This window comes from Glutamicibacter arilaitensis Re117, assembly GCF_000197735.1.
GTDB classification, from domain to species: domain Bacteria; phylum Actinomycetota; class Actinomycetes; order Actinomycetales; family Micrococcaceae; genus Glutamicibacter; species Glutamicibacter arilaitensis.
Map to the genome: position 1 here is coordinate 2,045,127 of NC_014550.1, position 19,996 is coordinate 2,065,122.

Below are 19,996 nucleotides of genomic sequence, written 5' to 3' on the forward strand. Positions count from 1 at the left end.
TGCGTCAGCGAACTTCCAGCCGCTCTTCACCGGTTGTTTCCCGTGTCCGCCCGGTGAACTCGTCCATCGAATGGTAGACGCCGATGACCTTGTCCGCGACGAAGTCCCAGGCCGGCCGCGGCAGCGCCCCACGCAGGAATTGGCCAAGCTTGCTGGTCCACGGCATGAGCACCAGCGGGGTACCGGCCAGCATCGCCCGCCAAGCGCGATCGACCACGACTTCAGGCTGCATCATCGGGGTGAGCAGCATTGACTTGGCCCCGGCGAACATGCCGGTGTTGATGTAGGTCGGGCAGATGGTGCTGATGCCGATATTCGGATTGGCTTCCAGCTCCAGGCGCAGCGAGTCGCTCCACGACATGGCCGCGGCCTTGGAGGCGGCATACACGCTCATATTCGGATTCGATACCAGAGCGGCGGCCGAGGCCATGGTCAGCACCCGACCCCTTCCGCTGCGGCCCAGCTGTGGCAGCAAGGCATGGGTCAGGTACATCGGTGCAAGTGCGTTGACCGCCATGGTGGCGGTAATCTGTGCGCTGCGGTGCTCGGCGAAGGAAGATCCGGTGACCACTCCTGCGTTGTTCACCAGCACGTCGACTCCCCCGGACTCGATCACTTGGGCAGCCTGTTCTTCGATCTGCTGCTGCTGGGCCAGATCCACGCGGTGGGCTTGGACGTTTCCGCCCAGCTGGCGCAGTTCTTCGGCAGCGGCCGCAAGCTTCGCCTCGTCGATATCCCAGATCACCACGCGGGCCGCACCCTCTCGGCAAGCCTGCTTGGCGAAGAGCAAGCCCATCCCCTGTGCTGCTCCGGTGATTAAAACATGCAGACCAGCAACCGATTCCATCTTTTCCACTGCCATGCCGAACTCCCTCATCACGTGCCATCGCCTTGGTACCCTCCAGCTTATCCCGTGGCACAGCTAACACTTGGAACATTTTCGCAGGGCCCTTCCAGGAACCGGGCTAGCCTAGGAACAGGACAGCTTTACCCATGAACTGAAGGGATGACCGTGCGCATTGACCGGCTCGACGCGGATTTGATCGAACTACTTACCGATTCGCCGATGCTCCCGGTTATGGAGTGTGCCCGACGGCTGGGCGTGGCCCGTGGCACCGTCAGCGCGCGCCTGGCCCGCCTGCACGAAGCCGGCGTCATCCAGGGCATCATCCCGCGAATCAAGCCGGCCGGGTTCGGCTACTCGCTGGTGGCCTTCTGCCAGGTGGAGATCATCCAGCGCTACGGGCACGACCCGGTAGCCAACGCATTGGAACAAACCATCCCAGAGATCGTGGACATGTACACCGTGACCGGCAGTTCGGATTTGCAGCTGCGCGTGGTTGCCCGGACCCCGGAAGACCTGCAGGCCATCTTCAACCGCATCAACAAGGTACCCGGTGTGGCCCGGACCTCATCATCCTTCGCACTGCATGAGCACTTCCAAGGAAGAACCCTGCCGCTAGTGGCAGCCTGCGCTAGAGAAGAACACGATATGGAAAAGACTGCGCACAATGACTAGTAAAATGGGCTAGTTGGCGGCAATCGCTATACAACCTGCATAGAGACGGGTGCTGCGATTGCGCCGGAAGAACTAACCAACCTACAGTCGATGCTTGTGAATCGCGACACGCGAGGATGTAAGCAAGACCACCGCTGCTCTTGACGGCTTGGTCATACAATCAACTGCCACCCTCGATCAGTTCTGGCAGTCGGAGAGGAAACTCATGACCCTTCACCAGCGTCCTTCGTTGCAGGAGGTCCCCGCTTACAAGCAGGGCAAGCCCGCAGCCGCTGGAGCTTCCAAGCTCTCATCCAATGAATCCCCGCACACCCCGTTGCCCTCGGTACTGGCCAGCATCCAAGAGGGCCTGGCCACCATCCACCGGTACCCGAGCATCGCAGCACCGGAATTAACCGGCGCGTTGAGCCAGCAGTTCGACATCCCGGCCGAGCACATCACCTTGGGTGCCGGTTCGGTCGAGGTCGCTGCCCAGCTCATCCATGCACTGGCCGCCGAAGGCGACGAGGTCATGTACGCATGGCGCTCCTTCGAGGCCTATCCTTCGCTGGTGCGCATCGCCGGAGCAACCCCGGTAGAAGTACCGCTGAACGCCGAGCACTGCCACGATCTGCCCGCAATGCTTGCCGCAATCACCGAGAAGACCCGGCTGATCTTCATCTGCAACCCGAACAACCCGACCGGTACCGTGGTGCAGGCAGAAGCGCTGGATGAGTTCATCAACGCCGTGCCGCGCAACGTGCTGGTCGTCGTCGACGAAGCCTATGTGCACTTTGACCGTTCGGAGCGCGCCGATGGTGTGGCCCTGTTCCGCAAGTACCCGCACGTAGCCGTGCTGCACACCTTCTCCAAGGCCTATGGCCTGGCCGGACTGCGCGTCGGCTACGCCATCAGCCCGCTGGAAGTAGCCGCCAACCTGCGCAAGGTAGCGGTGCCATTCGGCGTCTCGGACCTGGCCCAGCGCGCCGCGGTAGCCTCGCTGGCCGCCATCGAAGAACTCTCGGTACGCATCGAGGAAGTCGTTACCCAGCGCGAACGCATGTACGAGGGACTGGCCGCTGCCGGGTACCCGGTAGTGAAGTCCCAAGCGAACTTCGTCTGGGTCGATGCCGGTGAAGCCACCGAGCTGCTGGAAGCCAAACTCTCTGCAGGCGGTGTAGTGGTGCGCGCCTTCCCAAGCGAGGGCCTGCGCATCTCCTCGGGCACCGCAGAAGATGTTGACCGTGTGCTCGCCGCCCTGACGGTAAAGGAGGCCACCGCGTGAGCGCAGTTAAAACTCCCGAGCAGCTGCACACCGGGCTGACTCCGCGCCAGATCTCCATGATGGGACTGGGCGGGGCGATCGGCGCAGGCCTGTTCGTCGGTTCCGGCCAGGCGATCTCCATCGCCGGCCCGGCAGTGCTGGTCTCCTACCTGATCGCCGGCACCGTGATCATCGTGATCATGGCGATGCTCGCCGAAATGGTCGCGGCCAACCCATCCTCCGGCGCATTCTCCACCTTCGCCGGCAAGGCAATGGGCCGCAGTGCCGGTTCCACCCTTGGCTGGCTGTACTGGATCCAGCTGGTCGTGGTGATCGCCGCCGAAGCTACCGGTGCAGCGGCGATTACCGCCGGCTGGATCCCGTCCTTCCCGCAGTGGGCCTGGGTGCTCAGCTTCGTGGTGATCCTCACCGGAGCGAACCTGCTCGGCGTGCGCAACTACGGACGCTTCGAATACTGGTTCGCGGTGATCAAGGTGGCCGCCATCTTGGCCTTCCTGGCCTTCGGCGTCTTGGTGCTGACCCACGTGATTCCGACTCCGGAAGCGATCGGGTTCGCCAACCTGGCCGCGCATGGCGGATTCGCTCCCGGCGGCATGGCCGGCATTGCTGCCGCCGTGCTGATCGTCATCTTCTCCTTCGGCGGTACCGAAGTGGTCTCGATCGCCGCCGCTGAGTCCAAAGACCCGGCTGGCAATATCAAGCGCGTGGTCAAGTCCGTGATGTTGCGCATCCTGTTCTTCTACCTCGGCTCGATCCTGGTGATCGTGGCCCTGGTGCCGTGGAATGACCCAGCAGTAGTTGACGGTCCGTTTGCCGCTGCGTTGAACGTCATCCACCTGCCGGGTGTGGGCTTCTTGATGAACGCCGTAGTCGTAGTTGCATTGCTCTCTGCGATGAATGCGAACATCTACGGTTCTTCGCGCATGCTCTACTCGCTGGGTCAGCGCAAGCTTGCCCCGAGCGCCGTCACTCATGTGACCGGCAAGGGCGTGCCTTCCAAGTCCGTCATCAGCTCGGTGGCTTTCTCGTTCCTGGCCGTGGGCCTGAACTGGATCTGGCCTGATGCGGTAATGCCGATCCTGCTGAACGTGGTGGGCTCGACCATCATCGTGATCTGGTCGTTCATCGCAGTAACCCAGCTGATTCTGCGTCGCCGCGCGGACCGCAATGGCGAGCACCTGCCGCTGCGCCTGTGGGGCTTCCCAGGGCTGTCAATCGCAACCATCGTAGTCTTGGCAGCAATCGTTGCCATTGCGATGACCGATCCAGCAGCACGCACCCAGCTCCTGCTCACCGGCGGGTTGACCGCCTTGATCTGGGTAGTCTCCAAGCTTGTGTTGCGTGATGAGAATTCCGAAGCAGTCGATTCCTAATCAATTGCCCAAGCCTAGGTTCAGCATTCGCTGGACCTAGGCTTTTCTTTTTACCATCTCGGTGATCCAGATGGGTGCGAACGGAGAAACGCACCCGGCTGAGGTCGGGTAATCCGCAAGCACCTGCAAGGATTCTCCGATGGCCAGGGCTCGTGGGCGCAACGCCTCGTTTTCGATGCCGATCTGCGCTAGCGTCGTATTCATGGCCCACTGCAAGCGATCTGGGGCCGTGAGCATCTGGGCTTCGATCGTGTCCAGCAGCTGCTCCAGGTCAAGCAGTTCGGGTGCTTTCACCACCTGGTGGGCAGTTAGCTCCCAACCAGCCGCCAGCTGCACAGGATCTTCTTGTTCCAAGAGCACCAGGCGCAGCTCTTCAAGCAGCTTGGTCTTTTTCACAATGTAGTTCAGGAACCAGGCTTGGACCTTGGGAGTTGTTGCGTCCTTGCTCCAAGCTTGCAGCTTTTCCACGGTGAAGGTGCGTGGTTTGGCAATGAGCAGGGCCACCAGCCGGCAGCCGGTGTCAGAGGTGGCCCAGAGGGCATCTGCGAGCTCCTGGTTGCTCTTCAGCGCTTTGGCCAAGGCACGGAGCTTGCTCAGGTTCACCCCAAAATCATCACCGTGTTTCTCATTGATCGTACGATGCTTGGGGTCCTCAAGTTCTTCTAGTGCTAACTGCACGTCTCGAACGCTGCTTTGTGGTGTCAGTTCCATTTCTCCCCTAATCACAACGATCCTACGGGTTGGCGCAGAATCGTACGAAGCTTTTCCGGCGCAGTCCTGCGCGGATCGCCGAAGTAGATTTCATGATGCTTTCCGGTCATGCGAAACCCATGGCCGGGGATGAACTCGTCATGCATCGCGGACAACGTTTCAGCCTCTGCGTCGTAGGGTCCGATGTGCAATGTCTGCACGCATTGACCTTCGGCGAGGGTTTCGAACCGGAGCTTCTCTGCACAAGGTAGTGGCTTTTGGCTATGGGCCGCTTCGAGAGACTTCATATAGTCATCTTCGCCGATCCAGGCAGGAACCATCAGCATCATCGTCCAGCACCATTTATTCTTGTCCCGCCGTTCGGTAAAGACGGCCATGTCTTCGGCCCACCATAAGCCTTCTAAAGGCGGGACGACGTAGTCGCGTCCGTGGGACTTACTCGCGAATTTGAGCTTGTAGGCCACCGGATACAGGGTTTGCAAGGCGTGTTGGTACAAGTCGCTGGTGTTCGGATCCCCAGCACCGTCAAGCATCAAGTACTGCATCACCGGAAGCTGCAGGACGCGGAATTGCCCTGCCTTTGCATGGTAGCCATCCAGCGTCTTCTTGAAGTCGATTTTCTCGGTCAATGTCCCACCTGAAGTTCTTCGGCTTAGAACCACTTACGCCATTTGAATACACCATACAATGCAGCGGCAAAGCCCAACATGACAAGGACAGCAACGGGATACCCGAAGGACCAGTCCAGTTCAGGCATGTTCTTAAAGTTCATCCCGTAGATCGCTGCGATCAGTGTCGGGGCAAAAAGGATCGCAGCCCAACCGGATATCTTCTTCATATCTTCGTTTTGGCGTTGGGCGACGAGGGTGGAGTTCACGCTCAAGATCTGCGAGAGCGCATCGCGGTATTCTACGGCCTGGGTATGAGCTCGGGTGAGGTGGTCGGTGACATCTTGCAGATAGGTTTCCAGTTCGTCGGGCACCGGATATTTTTTGAATCCGTCATCAAGCGACTGCACAACCTCTAGCAAGGATGCGGTCGCGTGCTGCATGTCGATAACTTCTTGGCTCAAGCGGTAGATGCGTTCGGTAACTGCGGCATCGCCGCTAAAGACTTGGCGTTCGATTTGCTCCTTGTCGATTCCCAGTCCGTGGAGCGCCGGGGCATATCCATCGACAATCTCGTCCAAGATCCGGTACAGCACGGACTCTGCCCCCAGACGGAGCAATTCAGGGTCTTTAAGCAGCACCTGGTCCTTGCGAAGATTGCCGCTCCTGATGGACTGGACAAACCCCTCACCGTCAGTACCGTCGATCCATCGATGGTCCTGGCAGAGCACCGCTACAGCACCCTTGCGCATCAGAATGTGGAACTCAGACAGCTCGACTTCTTCTGTTTCATCCAGGTACAGGGCCGAACGGACTACAAGGAGCATGACTTCACCGTAGCGTTCGAGTTTTGGCCGCTGGCGCGCATGGACGAGGTCTTCGACGAGTACCGGGTGCAGTTGCCACGCTTCGGTGAGTTCTCGAATGTCAGCTTCATCCGGCGTCGGATAGAGGGACAAGGCAATGCGCTGATCGCCGGACTGGCCAAACGCCAGCGCATCGGCGGCGCTGGTTCCTTCCGGAGCAGTCGCTACGGTGCCATCGTCAATATAGCGGACGGTCATTGACGTATGAGACGAATTCTGGGTACCGAAGAATGGTCGGGCATCCGCGGCCCGGCGTTGAACACGTGACATTTTTACTCCTGAATGATCCTCGTTCATTCAAGTATCGCAAGTCCGGGGAGAATTTCGTCGCTGATTCTTGCCAGTCGGGAGCCTAGGGATCGACTATTTCGACCTCTAGCTGCCCGGCACGCCACTTCGCAGTGGTTTCATCGGCTAGCGCTTGGGCTTCCAGTGCCTCTGCCGGGGTCATGAAATAGGTATTGATCCGCAGCTTCTGTTCGGGATCCAATTCCGGTGAAAGCAGCACCATCGGCCTGCTTCCTGGAATCTTTACTGCATGGAATAGCCCGCAATGCCGGCCAGTATGGTGTATCAGGCAACTGAGTCCTGCAGATTTGATATCTGTTCGTCCGCCCTTTTCCCAGGCATCCAGATGATCAATTTCGCACCGTTCTGCGGGCATGCTGCACCCAGGGTAGGAACAGCCTCGGTAGGCTGCCCGAATTGCACGGCGCTGGGCCTTGGAATACAGGCGTTGGGTCCGCCCTAGATCGAGAGGCAGGCTCTTGCCGTTGAGCACCACCGGATAGATTCCGGAGTTGCATAGTGCGGCTCTTGCTTCGCCTGCTGAAAGTTGAATTCCTGAGGAAGTAACCGCAAAATCCTTAGCCTGGGCGAGCATTTTCTCGTAGTTCAAGATGATGCTCACCTGCGGGGTGGCCAGTGCCAACTTTCGATGTGGCGGGCTACCGGTGCGATCGCTCATCAGCAGCGTCATCAGCCCAACCAGCCGCCTGCGTTCGGGCTTCAGATCCTCCCAGGAAGCTGATGCGGTGCGGTGCTCCGGCTGCTCGTCAGCTTCGGCTTCGGAGCTGTCTTCCGCCGTGGTTTCTTGGCTAGAGGACTGAGTGGCTTCGGCATCGCTAGTATCCGGGTGCTGGCTATCGTCAGCGGACTCTTCGTGTTCTGCCTCAGGCTGGGCCCAGTCGGGCATGGACGCCTCATCGCCCCACTCGTTGACCTGTGCCCCCGTGAACTGTGCTTCAGCATCTTTGAGTCCCTCGCGATTGCCTGCCACTGTGGCCGGGTTATCGATCGAAGCGAAGAACGCTTCAATATAGGCTGCTTGGGACGGAAGCACACGCAGCACGTACTCGATCAGCCCTTGGCGTAGGCCCTTTTTGAAAATGCCGATGCTTTCAAGCAGAGCCTTGAGCGGACGTTGTCCAGCCTTCACTTCAGCGACCATGGCGCTGATGTGCTTGCGGGCGCTCTTCGGCTCAGCGTGCATGAATGCCACGGATTCTCGTTCAAGCTTCGCCTTTTTGGCATTTGCCGCGGCACCTTCACCCAGATCCTTGCGGGCCGAATGGAGTTTCGTGCTTGCTGCCATGACTAGCCGGGGGTCTATCGTCGGATCGTTGTATTCTGCCGCCAGTTCGGGAAGCCACGGAGCCGTGGGTTGCCCGGAGTCGTCGACTCCGCCTAGTAGGCAGTCAGCAAGGATCAGCCGGTCACTGGCGGTGCCACGCGGGATGTCGAGCCAGTCGTGCATCATGCTGCGCGTGTTCCTGAAATCAGTGCGGCCGGTAATGGTACGTCCGGCCGCATCTTGCATGCTCTGCGGTGTTGGCTGTTCGAATGCTTCGCCAAGGTGCTGGAATGAAGCTTGATCAAGCTTGTGGGCACCGGTATGACGCAGCGCATGTGCTGCCCGGATTTTGGCACGGGACAGGCTCTGGTCGATTTCTTCGGTGTATTTGGCGTAGCCGGCGGCATGGCCGGGTGGAAGATCAGCGGCGCCGAACACAGCGTTGGCAGCGTCAATGAGCTCGCGTGCTTTAGCGAGCTGCAACAGGGCGTACGCTGTGTCGGTGGTCATGGGTACAGGATGTACCGATGGAGCCGGTCGTAGCCGTGGGTGTCGCCGAGCTGTGGAAAACAAAAAATCCCAAGATTCCGGCGAACCGAAATCTTAGGATCTAATTTGGTGGAGGTAAGGGGATTCGAACCCCTGACCTTCTGCATGCCATGCAGACGCGCTACCAACTGCGCCATACCCCCAAAAGGATTGCCACCCTGATCAGGCAACTCCATAATCATAGATGACTACCTGATCAGGATGCAAATTGAGGATTACTTCTGGTCTGCAGAAAGTTCCTCAGGCAGCTCGATTACTGGGCAGTCGGCCCAGAGTCGTTCAAGGGCGTAGAAGATGCGGTCTTCCTGGTGCTGAACGTGAACGACGACGTCGCCGTAATCCAGCAAGACCCAGCGGCCCTGGCCGAAGCCTTCGCGGCGGATCGGACGCATGCTGTACTCTTCGAGTACTTCAGCGACGATTTCGTCGACAATGGCGTTGACCTGAGGTTCTGACCCACCAGAGACAATCAAGAAAGCGTCGGTAACGCCCAAGCGGTCGGCAACATCGAGTGCGACCATATTTTCTGCCATCTTTTCGGATGCTGCGTGTGCAGCAACCTTCACGAGGGCAATTGAATCTGCGTGTGCTCCCATAGAGTGGGGTGTCTCCTTATAGAGGTGTAGATCGAGAACTTAATTGTCCTACGAAAACTAGTTGCCTAGCAACATGATCAAGCCCGCAATCAATGCGGCGCCGCCCAAGCTGAGTGCGACGATCATCGCGATCAGCATGTTGTTGGCTCGGCGAAGGCCATGGGCCTGCACGTCAAGTGGCTGCAAGCCCTGTGCGTTGACCGCGTCGATGCGTGGCATTTCCACTCCGGCGGCGTGCTCGGAGGCCTGCGTCTTCAGCTTGGATTCTGCTGGCTCTTCGGCCACTGGCTTCGCTAGTGGTTTGGCAACCGGCTTTGCTGCTGGTTTGGCAACCGGCTTTGCTGCTGGTTTCGCCGCAGGCTTGGCCGGAGCCTTCGCTGCTGGCTTTACCGGGGTCTTGGCTGCTGGTTTGGCCGGCTTGGCCATTGGCTTCTTGGCTGCAGGTGCGGCCTCATCCTTCTTGGAGCTGAGCTTGCCATCCGCATTCAGGTCCAGCGCAACGCTTTGGGTCTTGGGACCCTGCACGCCGGTCTTGGCAATGCGGTCTTCAACCTCGCGAATGTTCCCCATGGCGCCAGTGAAAGGATCGGAAGCCTTATCGTCCTTGCCCTGGTTAGCGTTCTGGATGCGAAGGCGTTCACGTTCGGCGGCACGACGGGAAATGATAGCCGCGCGGGCAGCCATTTCGCGCTGGTGGGCGAGAACTTCCAAATCGATCTCGGAGTCGTCTTCCCCCAGCAGGTTAGGATCGACCGGAGCATTAGGTTCGTGGGCGCGGCGGGCGGCCAGCGCCTGCTCGACACTCATAACCGTGGTTTCTGGGGTGTCTTCCTTGCCGGCAGGCTTGGCGGGGGCCTTAGGCTGCGGTTCGACCTTGCCCTGATCGGCCAGCGCCTGCAGGCGCAGCTGACGGCGGGTCAGCGGCTTGGGGTCCTCGGCCGGGGAGACGGTTGGGATGTTGGTGGTCAGTGCGCCGACTTCTTCTTCCAGACGGCGGCGTTCGCGCAGAGCCTCGCGGTCACGGGCACGGCGCAATGAGGCGCGCTCCCCCAGTGGCTCTTCGGCCGCAGGTGCGGAAGCTGGCTTTGCTGCAGGCTTGGCGTTTTCAGCCTTAGCTGGGGCCTGCGCAGGCTTCGCTACTGGTTTAATGGCTTGCTGCTTGGCGCCTGCTGGCTTGGGGTGTTCAGCCTTGGCGGCTGGTGCTTCCGAAACAGCTGGCTTGGGTGCTGGCTTAGCTACAGGCTTAGCCTCGGATTTAGCCGCTGGCTTGGATGCCTGTGGCTTGGCCGCGGCGGATTTTGCAGGCTCTGTCTTGGAAGCAGGCTCGATCTTAGAGGCAGGCTCTGCCTTGGGTGCTGGCTTGGCCTGTGGGGCCTGTCCAGATTTAGCTGGCTTAGCCAGCGCTTCAGCCTCGGCTACGTTCTTTGACGCGAGCTCCTTGGCTGCTTGTTCGGCCTTGCTGTTTGCCAGCATTGCTTCCATCTCAGCACGTCGTTTTTCGCGCAGAGCTCGCCTGCTTGAAACCGGCTGCGAGTTATCGCTCATCCTGATACTTCTCCCGACCGCATAGACAAATACCGTCACCCTTACCTAGAGATTATGCCGTGTTACCCCACCCTATGTGAGGTTACGACTCGGTATACAGCCCATATTTTGCAATGTACTGCACCACACCGTCCGGCACAAGATACCAAACTGGCTTATCGGCTGCGACTCGTGCACGGCAATCCGTGGAGGAAATTGACAGTGCTGGAATTTCCAATTGCGAGACGTTGTCGCGACCCAAATCCGCGATGACATAACCTGGCCGGCTCACGCCAACGAAGTGCGCGAGATCGAAGACCTGGTCGATATCGCGCCAGCTCATAATCTGGCTCATCGCGTCCGCGCCGGTGATGAAGAATAGCTCCGCATCGGGGCGCAGTGCGCGTAGGTCAAGCAAGGTATCGCGAGTGTAGGTGGCGCCTTCACGGTCGATATCCACGCGGCTTACGGTGAAGCGCGGGTTCGACGCGGTGGCGATCACGGTCATCAGATAGCGGTGCTCGGCGCTGGTGACCTGTCGGTCTGCCTTCTGCCAGGGCTGTCCGGTGGGAACGAAAACAACCTCATCCAGGTCATATTCGGCCGCCACCTCGCTGGCAGCGACCAAGTGGCCATTGTGGATGGGGTCAAAAGTACCGCCCATTACGCCGAGGCGCAATGGGCGGTCTTGAGGCTTATGCTCTGCCAAGACTAGTGGCTGTGTGGCGTGTGAGTCTTGAACTGGCGGTGGGTATCCTCTGGTTCAGGCTTTGCATCGTGGCGGTTACCTACGTTGGTGTAGGAAACGGTGATCAGCAGCAGAACCATAAGTGCTGCGAAAATGCCGCCACCGACAAGCACAGCAAAAGTGTGTGGGTCCATGCCGTTGGAAGCGGCTTCCGAAGCCAAAATCAGCGCGTTCAAGATAATTCTCCAGTCGTTTTTACGAGTTCGCCGAGCCAGGCGCGAAGGCACCTGGATCAGCGGCTCGAAAAGTAACGTTACGTTTCTTCTACATCGTACCGAAAACGGCGGTCAGAAACTATTTGCGAATGTGCCCGTCGCCTTGGACGATCCACTTGGTCGTAGTCAGTTCGGCCAGGCCCATCGGACCACGAGCGTGCATCTTCTGGGTGGAGATGCCCACCTCTGCGCCCAGACCCAGCTGTCCACCATCGGTGAAGCGGGTCGAAGCGTTGACGATGACTGCCGCCGAGTCGATTTCCGCGACAAACCGCTCCGAAGCTGTCAAGGACGAGGTGATGATTGCCTCGGTATGGCCGGTGGAGTAGGTGCGGATGTGCTCCAGCGCCTGGTCCATGTCGTCAACGACCTTCACTGCAATATCCAGATCCAGGTACTCATTGCGCCAGTCGTCCTCCCCTGCCGGGGTGGTTTTCAGCTGCGGAACCAGCGCCGCGGCACGATCGTCGGTGTGCAAGCTCACGCCGGCTTCGGACAGGGCTTTGAGCACTGCCGGAGCTACTGCTGCGTCCTTGTGGATCAACAGGCTCTCCACGGTGTTGCACACGCTTGGACGGTGGGTCTTGGCGTTGAGCAGGATATCGACGGCCATTTCCTCATCGGCGCTCGCGTCGAGGAAGATGTGCACGTTGCCTTCGCCGGTTTCAATGACCGGAACCTTGGCGGTGGTGACCACGCGCTGGATCAGCTCGCGGCCGCCGCGTGGGATCAGCACGTCGATCTTGCCGCGTGCGCCCATCATCGCGTCGGCGCCGGGGCGGCCGAATTCATCGATGGAGATCACGATGTCGCGAGGCAGGGAGACTGACTCCAGCGCGTCGCGGATTACCGCAACCAGCGCCTGGTTGGAGTTCAACGCCGCCGAACCGCCGCGCAGCAGTACTGCGTTGCCGCTCTTCAGCGCCAGGCCGGCGATATCGACGGTGACGTTAGGGCGTGCCTCGTAGATGGTGCCAATGACACCCATGGGCACGTTGACCTGGCGCATGCGCAGGCCATTAGGCAGGGTTTCGCCGCGTACGACGCGGCCCACTGGGTCCGGCAGGCCAGCGAGTTCGTGCAGGGCGCCGATCAGGCCGTCGATGCGCTGATCGTCGAGCTTCAGGCGGTCCAAAAGCGCTTCGGAGGTGCCGTTGGCCCGGCCGTTTTCCAGATCCTTTTCATTTGCGCGCAGGATCATCGCGCGGTTCTCATCGATGCGCGAAGCCATGGCTTGAAGCGCACGGTCTTTCCAGTCGCGGTTGGCGCGCTTGAGGATTCGTGATGCGCGGCGTGCGCGGTCGGCCAGCTGATGGACCGAGTTGGTGATGTCGGTATTCGTTTCTTCGGTGTTTACGGCATCCATACTCATGCTCCTCATTCTAGAAAATGGGTTCGATCAAAGCTAGGTCGTCGACATGCACGACGGATTTGTCGTAGCCTTCGCCCAGTTCCTCGACCAGATCCGTGGTGTTGTGCCCGAGCATATCCGGCAGTTCTTCGGAGCCGAAGTTCACCAGGCCGCGGGCGAATGGCTTGCCCTTGGAATCGCAGATCTCTACTGCGTCTCCGGCCTCGAACTCGCCGCGAACCTCGATAATGCCGGCGGCCAGCAGCGAGTTGGTGCCGCGGGAGATGGCCTTGACGGCACCGGCATCCAGGATCAACTTGCCTTCGATCGAGGCCAGGTAAGCCAGCCAGACATCGCGGGCGGAGCGGCGGGAGTTGCGGGCGGCGAACCAGGTGCCGACATCTTGGCCGCGCAAGGCCTTGGCCGCGTTATCCGTGCTGGTCACCAGGGTCGGAATGCCCGCCGAGGAACTCATGGTCGCGGCGTCGACCTTGGTGATCATGCCGCCGGTGCCTACCCCGGCCGCACCTGGAGTGCCCAGGTCCACGGCTTCGAGTTCGTCGGGGTGCTCGATGGTCGTGATGCGGCTGCCGCCCTCATCCGGGTGCGCGTCGTAGACCGAGTCGACATCGGAGAAGAGCAGCAGCGCGTCGGCCTTGACCAGGTGGGCCACCAGGGCGGCCAGGCGGTCGTTGTCGCCGAAGCGGATTTCGCGGGTGGCTACCGCGTCATTTTCGTTCACAATCGGCAGTACGCCCAGGTTCAGCAAGCGGACCAGAGAACGCAGGGCGTTGGTGTAGGTTGAGCGGCGCATCAGGTCATCTGCGGTCAGCAGCACCTGGGCGACGCGAAGATCGTGCTCATCGAATAACTGGGTGTACTGCGCCAGCAGCAACCCCTGGCCCACTGCGGCGGCCGCCTGCTGGGTGGCCAGGTCCTTGGGACGCTTGGCCAACCCCAGCGGGGCGATGCCGGCTGCAATTGCACCGGAAGAAACGAGGATGACCTCGGTTCCGTTATTCACAGTTTCGGCGAGTGTGTCCACCAGAAACTTCAGTCTCTCATGCGATATTCCCCCGCTGACCGTGGTCAGCGAGCTGGATCCAACTTTCACTACAAGCCGCTTGGCCTGAGGTAGTTCGTGAGGTGAGGTAATAGCTGAAATTGTCTTAGTGGCGCTTTCACTCATACTTTAATTTTCCTCCTGGGTTGCCTTTGGTTCAGCGGTCTTTCGTCCGTACTTGGAGTCAACGGATTCAGTCCAGATACCGGCCTTGCGTTCGGCTTCCAGCTCTTGGCGAGCGGCAGCCTTGGCAGCTCTGCGCTCATCATGCTCGGCGCGCTTCTCTTCGCGGGTCTTGCGATCCCCGCGGTCCTCAAGGCGGATGTCTTCACCGCGTCGGCTTCCGCCGAGCAGTTCTGCACCGGCAGCCATGGTTGGCTCCCAGTCGAAGACCACTGCGTTGTCTTCTGCACCGATGATTACGGCGTCGCCTGGCTTGGCTCCGGCCTTGAACAGCTGGTTTTCAACACCCAGCTTGGCCAGGCGGTCAGCCAGGTAGCCCACTGCTTCGTCGTTGCGGAAGTCAGTCTGCATGATCCAGCGTTCGGGCTTCTCACCGATAACACGCCACATTGGTTCAAAGTTCTGTTCCTCGCGGCGGATGGTGAACTCAGCACGCTTGCTGGTACGCGGACGGATCACAGGTACCTCGACTACTGGGGCTTCAACCACCTGTTCGGCGCGGGCCTGTTCTACCAATTCAGCCATAGCGAAGGACAGATCGCGCAATCCGTTACGCGAGAGGGCCGAAATCTCGAAGACGCGGTAGCCGCGCTTTTCCAATTCCGGGCGCACGAATTCAGCCATGTCAGCGCCGTCCGGCATATCAACCTTGTTAAGGGCGATCAGCTTCGGGCGTTCGATCAACGGCACGATGGTGCCGTCGGTTCCGGCGAAGGTGGAGTCGGCCTCGTAATTGGCCAGCTCGGCTTCGATGATGTCCAGGTCGCTGATTGGGTCGCGGTCCGCTTCCAGCGAAGCGCAGTCCAGCACGTGCACAATGGCAGCGCAGCGTTCGACGTGGCGCAGGAACTCGTGGCCCAGTCCCTTGCCTTCGGAGGCTCCTGGGATCAGGCCTGGAACGTCGGCGACGGTGAAGCGGGTTTCGCCGGCTTCCACGACACCCAGGTTAGGCACCAGGGTGGTGAATGGGTAGTCGGCGATCTTCGGGCGCGCTGCCGAGACGGCGGCGATCAGCGAGGACTTGCCGGCCGATGGGTAGCCAACCAGCGCGATATCGGCCATGGACTTCAGCTCCAAGACGACGTCCTGGCTGGTGCCGGGAATGCCCAGCAGTGCGAAGCCCGGGGCCTTGCGCTTATCCGAGGCGATGGACGCATTGCCCAGGCCTCCCATGCCGCCAATGGCAGCAATGAATTCGTCGCCCTGCTTGACCAGGTCGCCGAGGATGTCGCCGTCCTTGGTCTTGATGACGGTGCCAGCTGGCACGCCGAGGATCAGGTCCTCGCCGTGCTTGCCCGGGTGCAAACCACCCTTGCCTGGTTCGCCGTTGCCGGCCTTGCGGTGCGGCAGGTGGTGGAAGTCCAGCAGCGTGGTGACCTGCGGGTCAACGCGAAGAATGATGTCTCCGCCTTTGCCGCCGTTGCCGCCATCTGGACCGCCAAGCGGTTTGAACTTCTCACGCTTGATGGACACACAACCGTGGCCACCATTACCTGCGGTGACATGAAGGGTTACGCGATCAACGAATGCAGCCACGGGGCCATCTTCTCCTAGTACGGGGTTGCGAGGGATACTCGCTTAAAGTCTAACTATGCACGCAAGGGGCGGACCGAAATCGGCCCACCCCTTGTGTACTAAAAAATTTGCCTGTTGCCTGAAATTAGGCAGCAGCCACGATGTTCACCACGCGGCGACCACGACGGGTGCCGAACTCGACTGCGCCAGCAGCCAATGCGAACAGGGTGTCATCCTTGCCACGGCCTACGCCGGCGCCTGGGTGGAAGTGGGTGCCACGCTGGCGAACGATGATTTCGCCTGCCTTGACTTCCTGACCACCGTAGCGCTTTACGCCTAGGTACTGTGCGTTGGAATCGCGACCGTTGCGAGTGGAACTCGCACCTTTCTTATGTGCCATGCCTTTTAGCCTCTTTCGCTACAAAAATGGATTCTACGATTGCCTGAATTAGGCGATCGAGGTGACCTTGACCTTGGTCAGAGCGGCACGGAAGCCCTGGCGCTTCTTGTAACCGGTCTTGTTCTTGTACTTCTGGATTACGATCTTCTCGCCGCGAAGGTTTTCTACAACCTCAGCGGTGACCGTGACCTTAGCCAGATCGGCAGCTGCGGAAGTTACCTTCTCGCCATCTACCAACAGCAAAGCTGGAAGCTCGATGGAGCTGCCTGGGGCAGCCTGAAGACGGTCAACGGTGATGAGGTCTCCAACGGAAACCTTCTCCTGGTGGCCGCCTGCGCGGACAATTGCGTACACCACGTGGGTACTCACTTCTACTCGACGTTTATTGTCTTACCGGCGCAGATATCGACCCGTAAACACCCACAAAGTGGACGCGAGCACGGGGATCTCATGCGCTTGTGCCTTGACGCCGAGCGGACCAAAAGTCCGTGATCTTGGCGTTTAGCACCGATCAACTAGATTACGCTAGTCCACACCGCTGGAGCAAATAGAAACTGCCCCAGCGGGTGAAGCGTGATCAAGTTCATCTATTTCAGTTCGCGTACTGGAACACCCACACCGAACATTACCGGTTGCCCGGCAGGCTCAGCTGGCTTATCTTTCTTCGAACCGGAGGCATCCATTTGAACTACCGAACCGGTAGCAGCGGATACCTCTGCCACGAGAACCTCTGCGGTCGCATCGCCCTGGGCCGAGGTGGCCCGACGACTACGGCGCTTTGGCTTCGTAGAATTCTGTGTGGTTGCCGCAGGTGCGGCAACGGGAGCGGAAACAGCGGTGCTGGTCTCAGCGGCTGCAGGTGCGCTGGCAGCAGGCATGGCCAGGCCGGTGATGACCGGCTGGTCCTGCTGTGCTGCGGCCTGCGGACGCGAAGCCCGGCGCGAACGCTTGCGGGGCTGCTCTTCGGACTTCGATGCCTGCTCCGGTCCAGGAGCAGCTGGCTGCTCCAGGGTAGCCGAAGCCTCATCGTTACCTGAAGTGCTTTCCTCAAGCTGGTTCCGGTTGCGTCCACGGGAGCGTGAACGGCGGCGCGGCTTGCGACTGCCGTCCTGTTCCTCGCTGGACTCGCCCTTGCCCGGCAACGCTGCTTCCAGCGCTTCCAAGGTCACCGCAGCAGCTTCGGAATCCGATGCTTGCGCCTTGGTGACAGGAATCTGCTCGCCATCGATGCTCACTGCGTTATCTGCAGCGGCATCCAGGTGCGAAGCTGCGGCAATGTTGGCCAGGGCGTGGCGCGTGGCCTCGTCCTTCTCCTCCGATACCGGCTCCTTCTTCTCAACTGGCTTAGCCTCGTCCTTCTCGCCACCGCGGCGGCGGCGGGAGTTGCGGCTTGGCTTGTCGTTGAACTTCTTGGTGTGCTGCTCGCCGGCCGAGTTGAAGGTCTTGCGGGTTTCAACTGGCTCGTCGTGGGTGATGACACCAGCACCGGCACAGTGCTCGCACTCTTCACCAAAGACTTCAAGCAAACCGGTGCCCATGCGCTTGCGGGTCATCTGGATCAGACCCAGCGAGGTCACCTCGGCCACCTGGTGCTTGGTCCGGTCCCGGCCCAGGCACTCCACCAGTCGGCGCAGCACCAGATCGCGGTTGGATTCAAGGACCATGTCGATGAAGTCGATGACGATGATGCCGCCGATGTCGCGCAGGCGCAGCTGGCGGACAACTTCCTCGGCCGCTTCCAAGTTGTTCTTGGTTACGGTTTCTTCGAGGTTGCCGCCCGAGCCGGTGAATTTGCCGGTGTTCACGTCGATGACGGTCATGGCTTCGGTGCGGTCGATGACCAGAGAACCGCCCGATGGCAGGAAGACCTTGCGGTCCAGTGCCTTGGCGATCTGCTCGTCGACGCGGAAGTTGGTGAAGATGTCCTCTTCGGCTTCCCACTTCTCCAAGCGGCCCATCAGATCCGGGGCTACGTACATGACGTAGGCCTCGATGGTGTCCCATGCGTGTTCGCCGGAGACGATCAGCTTGGTGAAGTCCTCGTTGAAGACGTCGCGCACTACCTTGATGGTCAGATCAGGCTCGGAGTACAGCAGTTCCGGAGCCAAGGTCTTGGTGGAGTTGGCCTGCTCTTCGATGCCTTCCCACTGCGCGCGCAGTCGGTTGATATCGTTGGTCAGTTCTTCCTCGGACGCGCCTTCGGCAGCGGTGCGCACGATGACGCCCGCGTTCTCCGGCAGGTGGTCCTTCAGGATCTTCTTCAGGCGCTGGCGCTCAACGTCAGGCAGCTTGCGGGAGATGCCGGTCATCGAACCGCCTGGCACGTAGACCAGGTAGCGGCCGGGCAGCGAGATCTGGCTGGTCAGGCGGGCACCCTTGTGACCCACTGGGTCCTTGGTGACCTGGACCAGTACCGAGTCGCCAGCCTTCAGCGCGTTCTCGATGCGGCGTGGTGCGCCTTCCAGCGCAGCAACATCCCAGTTGACTTCGCCGGCGTACAGCACGGCGTTGCGGCCGCGTCCGATATCCACGAAAGCAGCTTCCATCGATGGCAGCACGTTCTGGACCTTGCCGACGTACACGTTGCCGATCAGCGAATCCTGCTGGGTCTTGGAAACGAAGTGCTCAGCGAGCACCCCATCTTCCAGCACACCGATCTGGATGCGATCTTCGCGCTGGCGCACAATCATCTTGCGTTCAACGGACTCGCGGCGGGCCAAGAACTCGGCCTCGGTGATCACCTGGCGGCGACGACCGGTTTCGCGCGATTCGCGGCGACGCTGGCGCTTGGCTTCCAAACGGGTGGAGCCGCGCACCGAAGCAACCTTGTTGTTGACCGAGGCATGGCTCTCGATGGTGCCACGCGGTGCGCGCACACGGGTGACGGTGTTCGGCGGATCATCTTGCGAACCGCCTTCAAGTTCCAGGTCCACATCGCCACGACGACGACGGCGGCGACGGCGCGAAGTGACATCGTCCTCGTCGGCCTCCGAAGCGGCGGCGGCACGGCGAGCAGGTTCCTGCTTCCTGGCCACGGCCTGTGCCAGCACTGCCTGTGCAGTTTCTGGCACGGCGAAAGGATTCAAGATCATGGTGCTGCCGTGTTCAGCCAGCAGCTTGCCGGTCTGATCGACGACAGGTGCTTCTTCAACCTTGGCGGTTTCCGGCTCGACTGGAGCAGCGGTTGACGCTTCGGCTGCAGCTGCAGTTTCTTCCACAGCCTTCTGCTCTGAAGCTTCCTGCTTGGCTGCGGCTGCCTCGACTGCTTCGTCATTAGCGGCATTGCGTGCCGCCTGTGCACGGCGTTCAGCCTGGCGGCTTGCGCGCTTGGTGGAGTCAGGGGTCGATATCTGCGTGCGGCGAGTTGCCCGCCAGCGGTATGGGCTTTCTTCAACGCCGGCAGCAGCATTGAGTTCGGCCAGGGTCATGGCGCGACGCAGTGGTCGCGCAGGTGTGGTTGAAACGCTGGTACGGCGGGCTCGCGTTGAACGGTTGCCCCGCTTATTACCTTGCGCCCCACCCTTTCGTTGATTTGCTGCGCTCATTTAAATTCGCATACTCCTACTATGTCCCGCTCCGGCATCCTCCACAGACGGCGCCGCAACTGAAACTACAATCATCACGTGTCCCCTTGGCCTACCTATTTTCCAGTGGACCGGACACAAAAGCTCGCTATTTTCCGCGGGGTCGGCACTTGTCCAAGTTTCTGAACCATGCGCAAATCCTGCGGATCAACGTGGCCTAAGAAAACCGGCTGCTTTCCTTTGCAGCCCTACGATCCGCGGTATTCCCTCGGGAGGCGCACATATTGGGCACTCAACCGAAGCGATGCATCGCCTGGCGATCTGTTGTTTCAAAAGTCTGTCGTCGGGTTGAAAGCAGACTGTGGATCCGCGAACAACCATTCCCATTCTCTCATATTTCGTTCACGCCTTGTT

The 19,996-nt window shown here is 60.2% G+C and carries 18 protein-coding genes and 1 tRNA gene; 3 read left to right on the forward strand and 16 right to left on the reverse strand.

The window, feature by feature from the left end; genetic code table 11:
• Positions 1 to 4: 4 nt before the first annotated feature.
• Positions 5 to 862 carry an SDR family NAD(P)-dependent oxidoreductase gene (locus tag AARI_RS09825; protein ID WP_013349147.1) on the reverse strand — a complete coding sequence of 286 codons (858 nt, stop codon included), beginning with the start codon at positions 860 to 862 and terminating at the stop codon, positions 5 to 7.
• 144 nt (positions 863 to 1,006) lie between these two features.
• On the opposite strand from AARI_RS09825, the gene AARI_RS09830 reads away from it, so the two are divergent.
• From AARI_RS09830 to AARI_RS09840, 3 genes are all read left to right on the forward strand, one after another.
• Positions 1,007 to 1,519, forward strand: coding sequence for an Lrp/AsnC family transcriptional regulator (locus tag AARI_RS09830; RefSeq protein WP_013349148.1), 513 nt, complete (start codon positions 1,007 to 1,009; stop codon positions 1,517 to 1,519).
• 205 nt (positions 1,520 to 1,724) lie between these two features.
• Entirely contained in the window at positions 1,725 to 2,783 is a 1,059-nt protein-coding gene (gene hisC / locus AARI_RS09835) for a histidinol-phosphate transaminase (RefSeq protein WP_013349149.1), read from the forward strand.
• Positions 2,780 to 4,156 carry an amino acid permease gene (locus tag AARI_RS09840; protein ID WP_013349150.1) on the forward strand — a complete coding sequence of 459 codons (1,377 nt, stop codon included), beginning with the start codon at positions 2,780 to 2,782 and terminating at the stop codon, positions 4,154 to 4,156. The genes hisC and AARI_RS09840 overlap by 4 nt, the downstream gene beginning before the upstream one ends.
• 36 nt (positions 4,157 to 4,192) lie before the next feature.
• On the opposite strand, the gene AARI_RS09845 is transcribed toward AARI_RS09840, so the two are convergent.
• The 15 genes from AARI_RS09845 to AARI_RS09915 all read right to left on the reverse strand — a co-directional run bounded on the left by AARI_RS09845 (position 4,193) and on the right by AARI_RS09915 (position 19,486).
• Positions 4,193 to 4,867: a DNA alkylation repair protein gene (locus tag AARI_RS09845; RefSeq protein ID WP_013349151.1), complete on the reverse strand. Its 675-nt coding sequence runs from the start codon at positions 4,865 to 4,867 to the stop codon at positions 4,193 to 4,195.
• Between the two features lie 11 nt (positions 4,868 to 4,878).
• Positions 4,879 to 5,496: a GyrI-like domain-containing protein gene (locus AARI_RS09850; RefSeq protein ID WP_013349152.1), complete on the reverse strand. Its 618-nt coding sequence runs from the start codon at positions 5,494 to 5,496 to the stop codon at positions 4,879 to 4,881.
• A 23-nt stretch (positions 5,497 to 5,519) separates the two neighbouring features.
• Entirely contained in the window at positions 5,520 to 6,611 is a 1,092-nt protein-coding gene (locus AARI_RS09855) for a magnesium and cobalt transport protein CorA (protein ID WP_013349153.1), read from the reverse strand.
• Positions 6,612 to 6,693: 82 nt separating this feature from the next.
• Entirely contained in the window at positions 6,694 to 8,424 is a 1,731-nt protein-coding gene (locus AARI_RS09860) for an HNH endonuclease signature motif containing protein (RefSeq protein ID WP_013349154.1), read from the reverse strand.
• A gap of 106 nt (positions 8,425 to 8,530) precedes the next feature.
• Positions 8,531 to 8,606 (reverse strand) — tRNA-Ala (locus tag AARI_RS09865).
• 72 nt (positions 8,607 to 8,678) lie between these two features.
• Positions 8,679 to 9,059, reverse strand: coding sequence for a ribosome silencing factor (rsfS, locus tag AARI_RS09870; RefSeq protein ID WP_013349155.1), 381 nt, complete (start codon positions 9,057 to 9,059; stop codon positions 8,679 to 8,681).
• Positions 9,060 to 9,116: 57 nt separating this feature from the next.
• Positions 9,117 to 10,604, reverse strand: coding sequence for a hypothetical protein (locus AARI_RS18645; protein WP_013349156.1), 1,488 nt, complete (start codon positions 10,602 to 10,604; stop codon positions 9,117 to 9,119).
• Positions 10,605 to 10,686: 82 nt separating this feature from the next.
• Positions 10,687 to 11,292: a nicotinate-nucleotide adenylyltransferase gene (gene nadD, locus AARI_RS09880; RefSeq protein ID WP_013349157.1), complete on the reverse strand. Its 606-nt coding sequence runs from the start codon at positions 11,290 to 11,292 to the stop codon at positions 10,687 to 10,689.
• Between the two features lie 2 nt (positions 11,293 to 11,294).
• Positions 11,295 to 11,507 (reverse strand): hypothetical protein, encoded by a 213-nt coding sequence (locus AARI_RS09885; protein ID WP_013349158.1) that lies wholly within the window; start codon positions 11,505 to 11,507, stop codon positions 11,295 to 11,297.
• Between the two features lie 118 nt (positions 11,508 to 11,625).
• Complete coding sequence (locus tag AARI_RS09890; RefSeq protein WP_013349159.1) at positions 11,626 to 12,912, reverse strand: glutamate-5-semialdehyde dehydrogenase; 1,287 nt, start codon at positions 12,910 to 12,912, stop codon at positions 11,626 to 11,628.
• A 16-nt stretch (positions 12,913 to 12,928) separates the two neighbouring features.
• On the reverse strand, positions 12,929 to 14,086 hold the full coding sequence (proB, locus tag AARI_RS09895; protein ID WP_013349160.1) for a glutamate 5-kinase: 1,158 nt from the start codon (positions 14,084 to 14,086) through the stop codon (positions 12,929 to 12,931).
• Positions 14,087 to 14,089: 3 nt separating this feature from the next.
• A complete protein-coding gene (gene obgE / locus AARI_RS09900; protein ID WP_013349161.1) occupies positions 14,090 to 15,679 on the reverse strand; it encodes a GTPase ObgE in 1,590 nt (529 codons plus the stop codon).
• 124 nt (positions 15,680 to 15,803) lie between these two features.
• Positions 15,804 to 16,058: a 50S ribosomal protein L27 gene (gene rpmA, locus AARI_RS09905; RefSeq protein WP_013349162.1), complete on the reverse strand. Its 255-nt coding sequence runs from the start codon at positions 16,056 to 16,058 to the stop codon at positions 15,804 to 15,806.
• Positions 16,059 to 16,106: 48 nt separating this feature from the next.
• Complete coding sequence (gene rplU / locus AARI_RS09910) at positions 16,107 to 16,415, reverse strand: 50S ribosomal protein L21 (RefSeq protein WP_013349163.1); 309 nt, start codon at positions 16,413 to 16,415, stop codon at positions 16,107 to 16,109.
• 230 nt (positions 16,416 to 16,645) lie between these two features.
• Positions 16,646 to 19,486, reverse strand: a complete 2,841-nt coding sequence (locus AARI_RS09915) for an Rne/Rng family ribonuclease (RefSeq protein WP_013349164.1) — start codon at positions 19,484 to 19,486, stop codon at positions 16,646 to 16,648.
• Positions 19,487 to 19,996 lie beyond the last annotated feature (510 nt).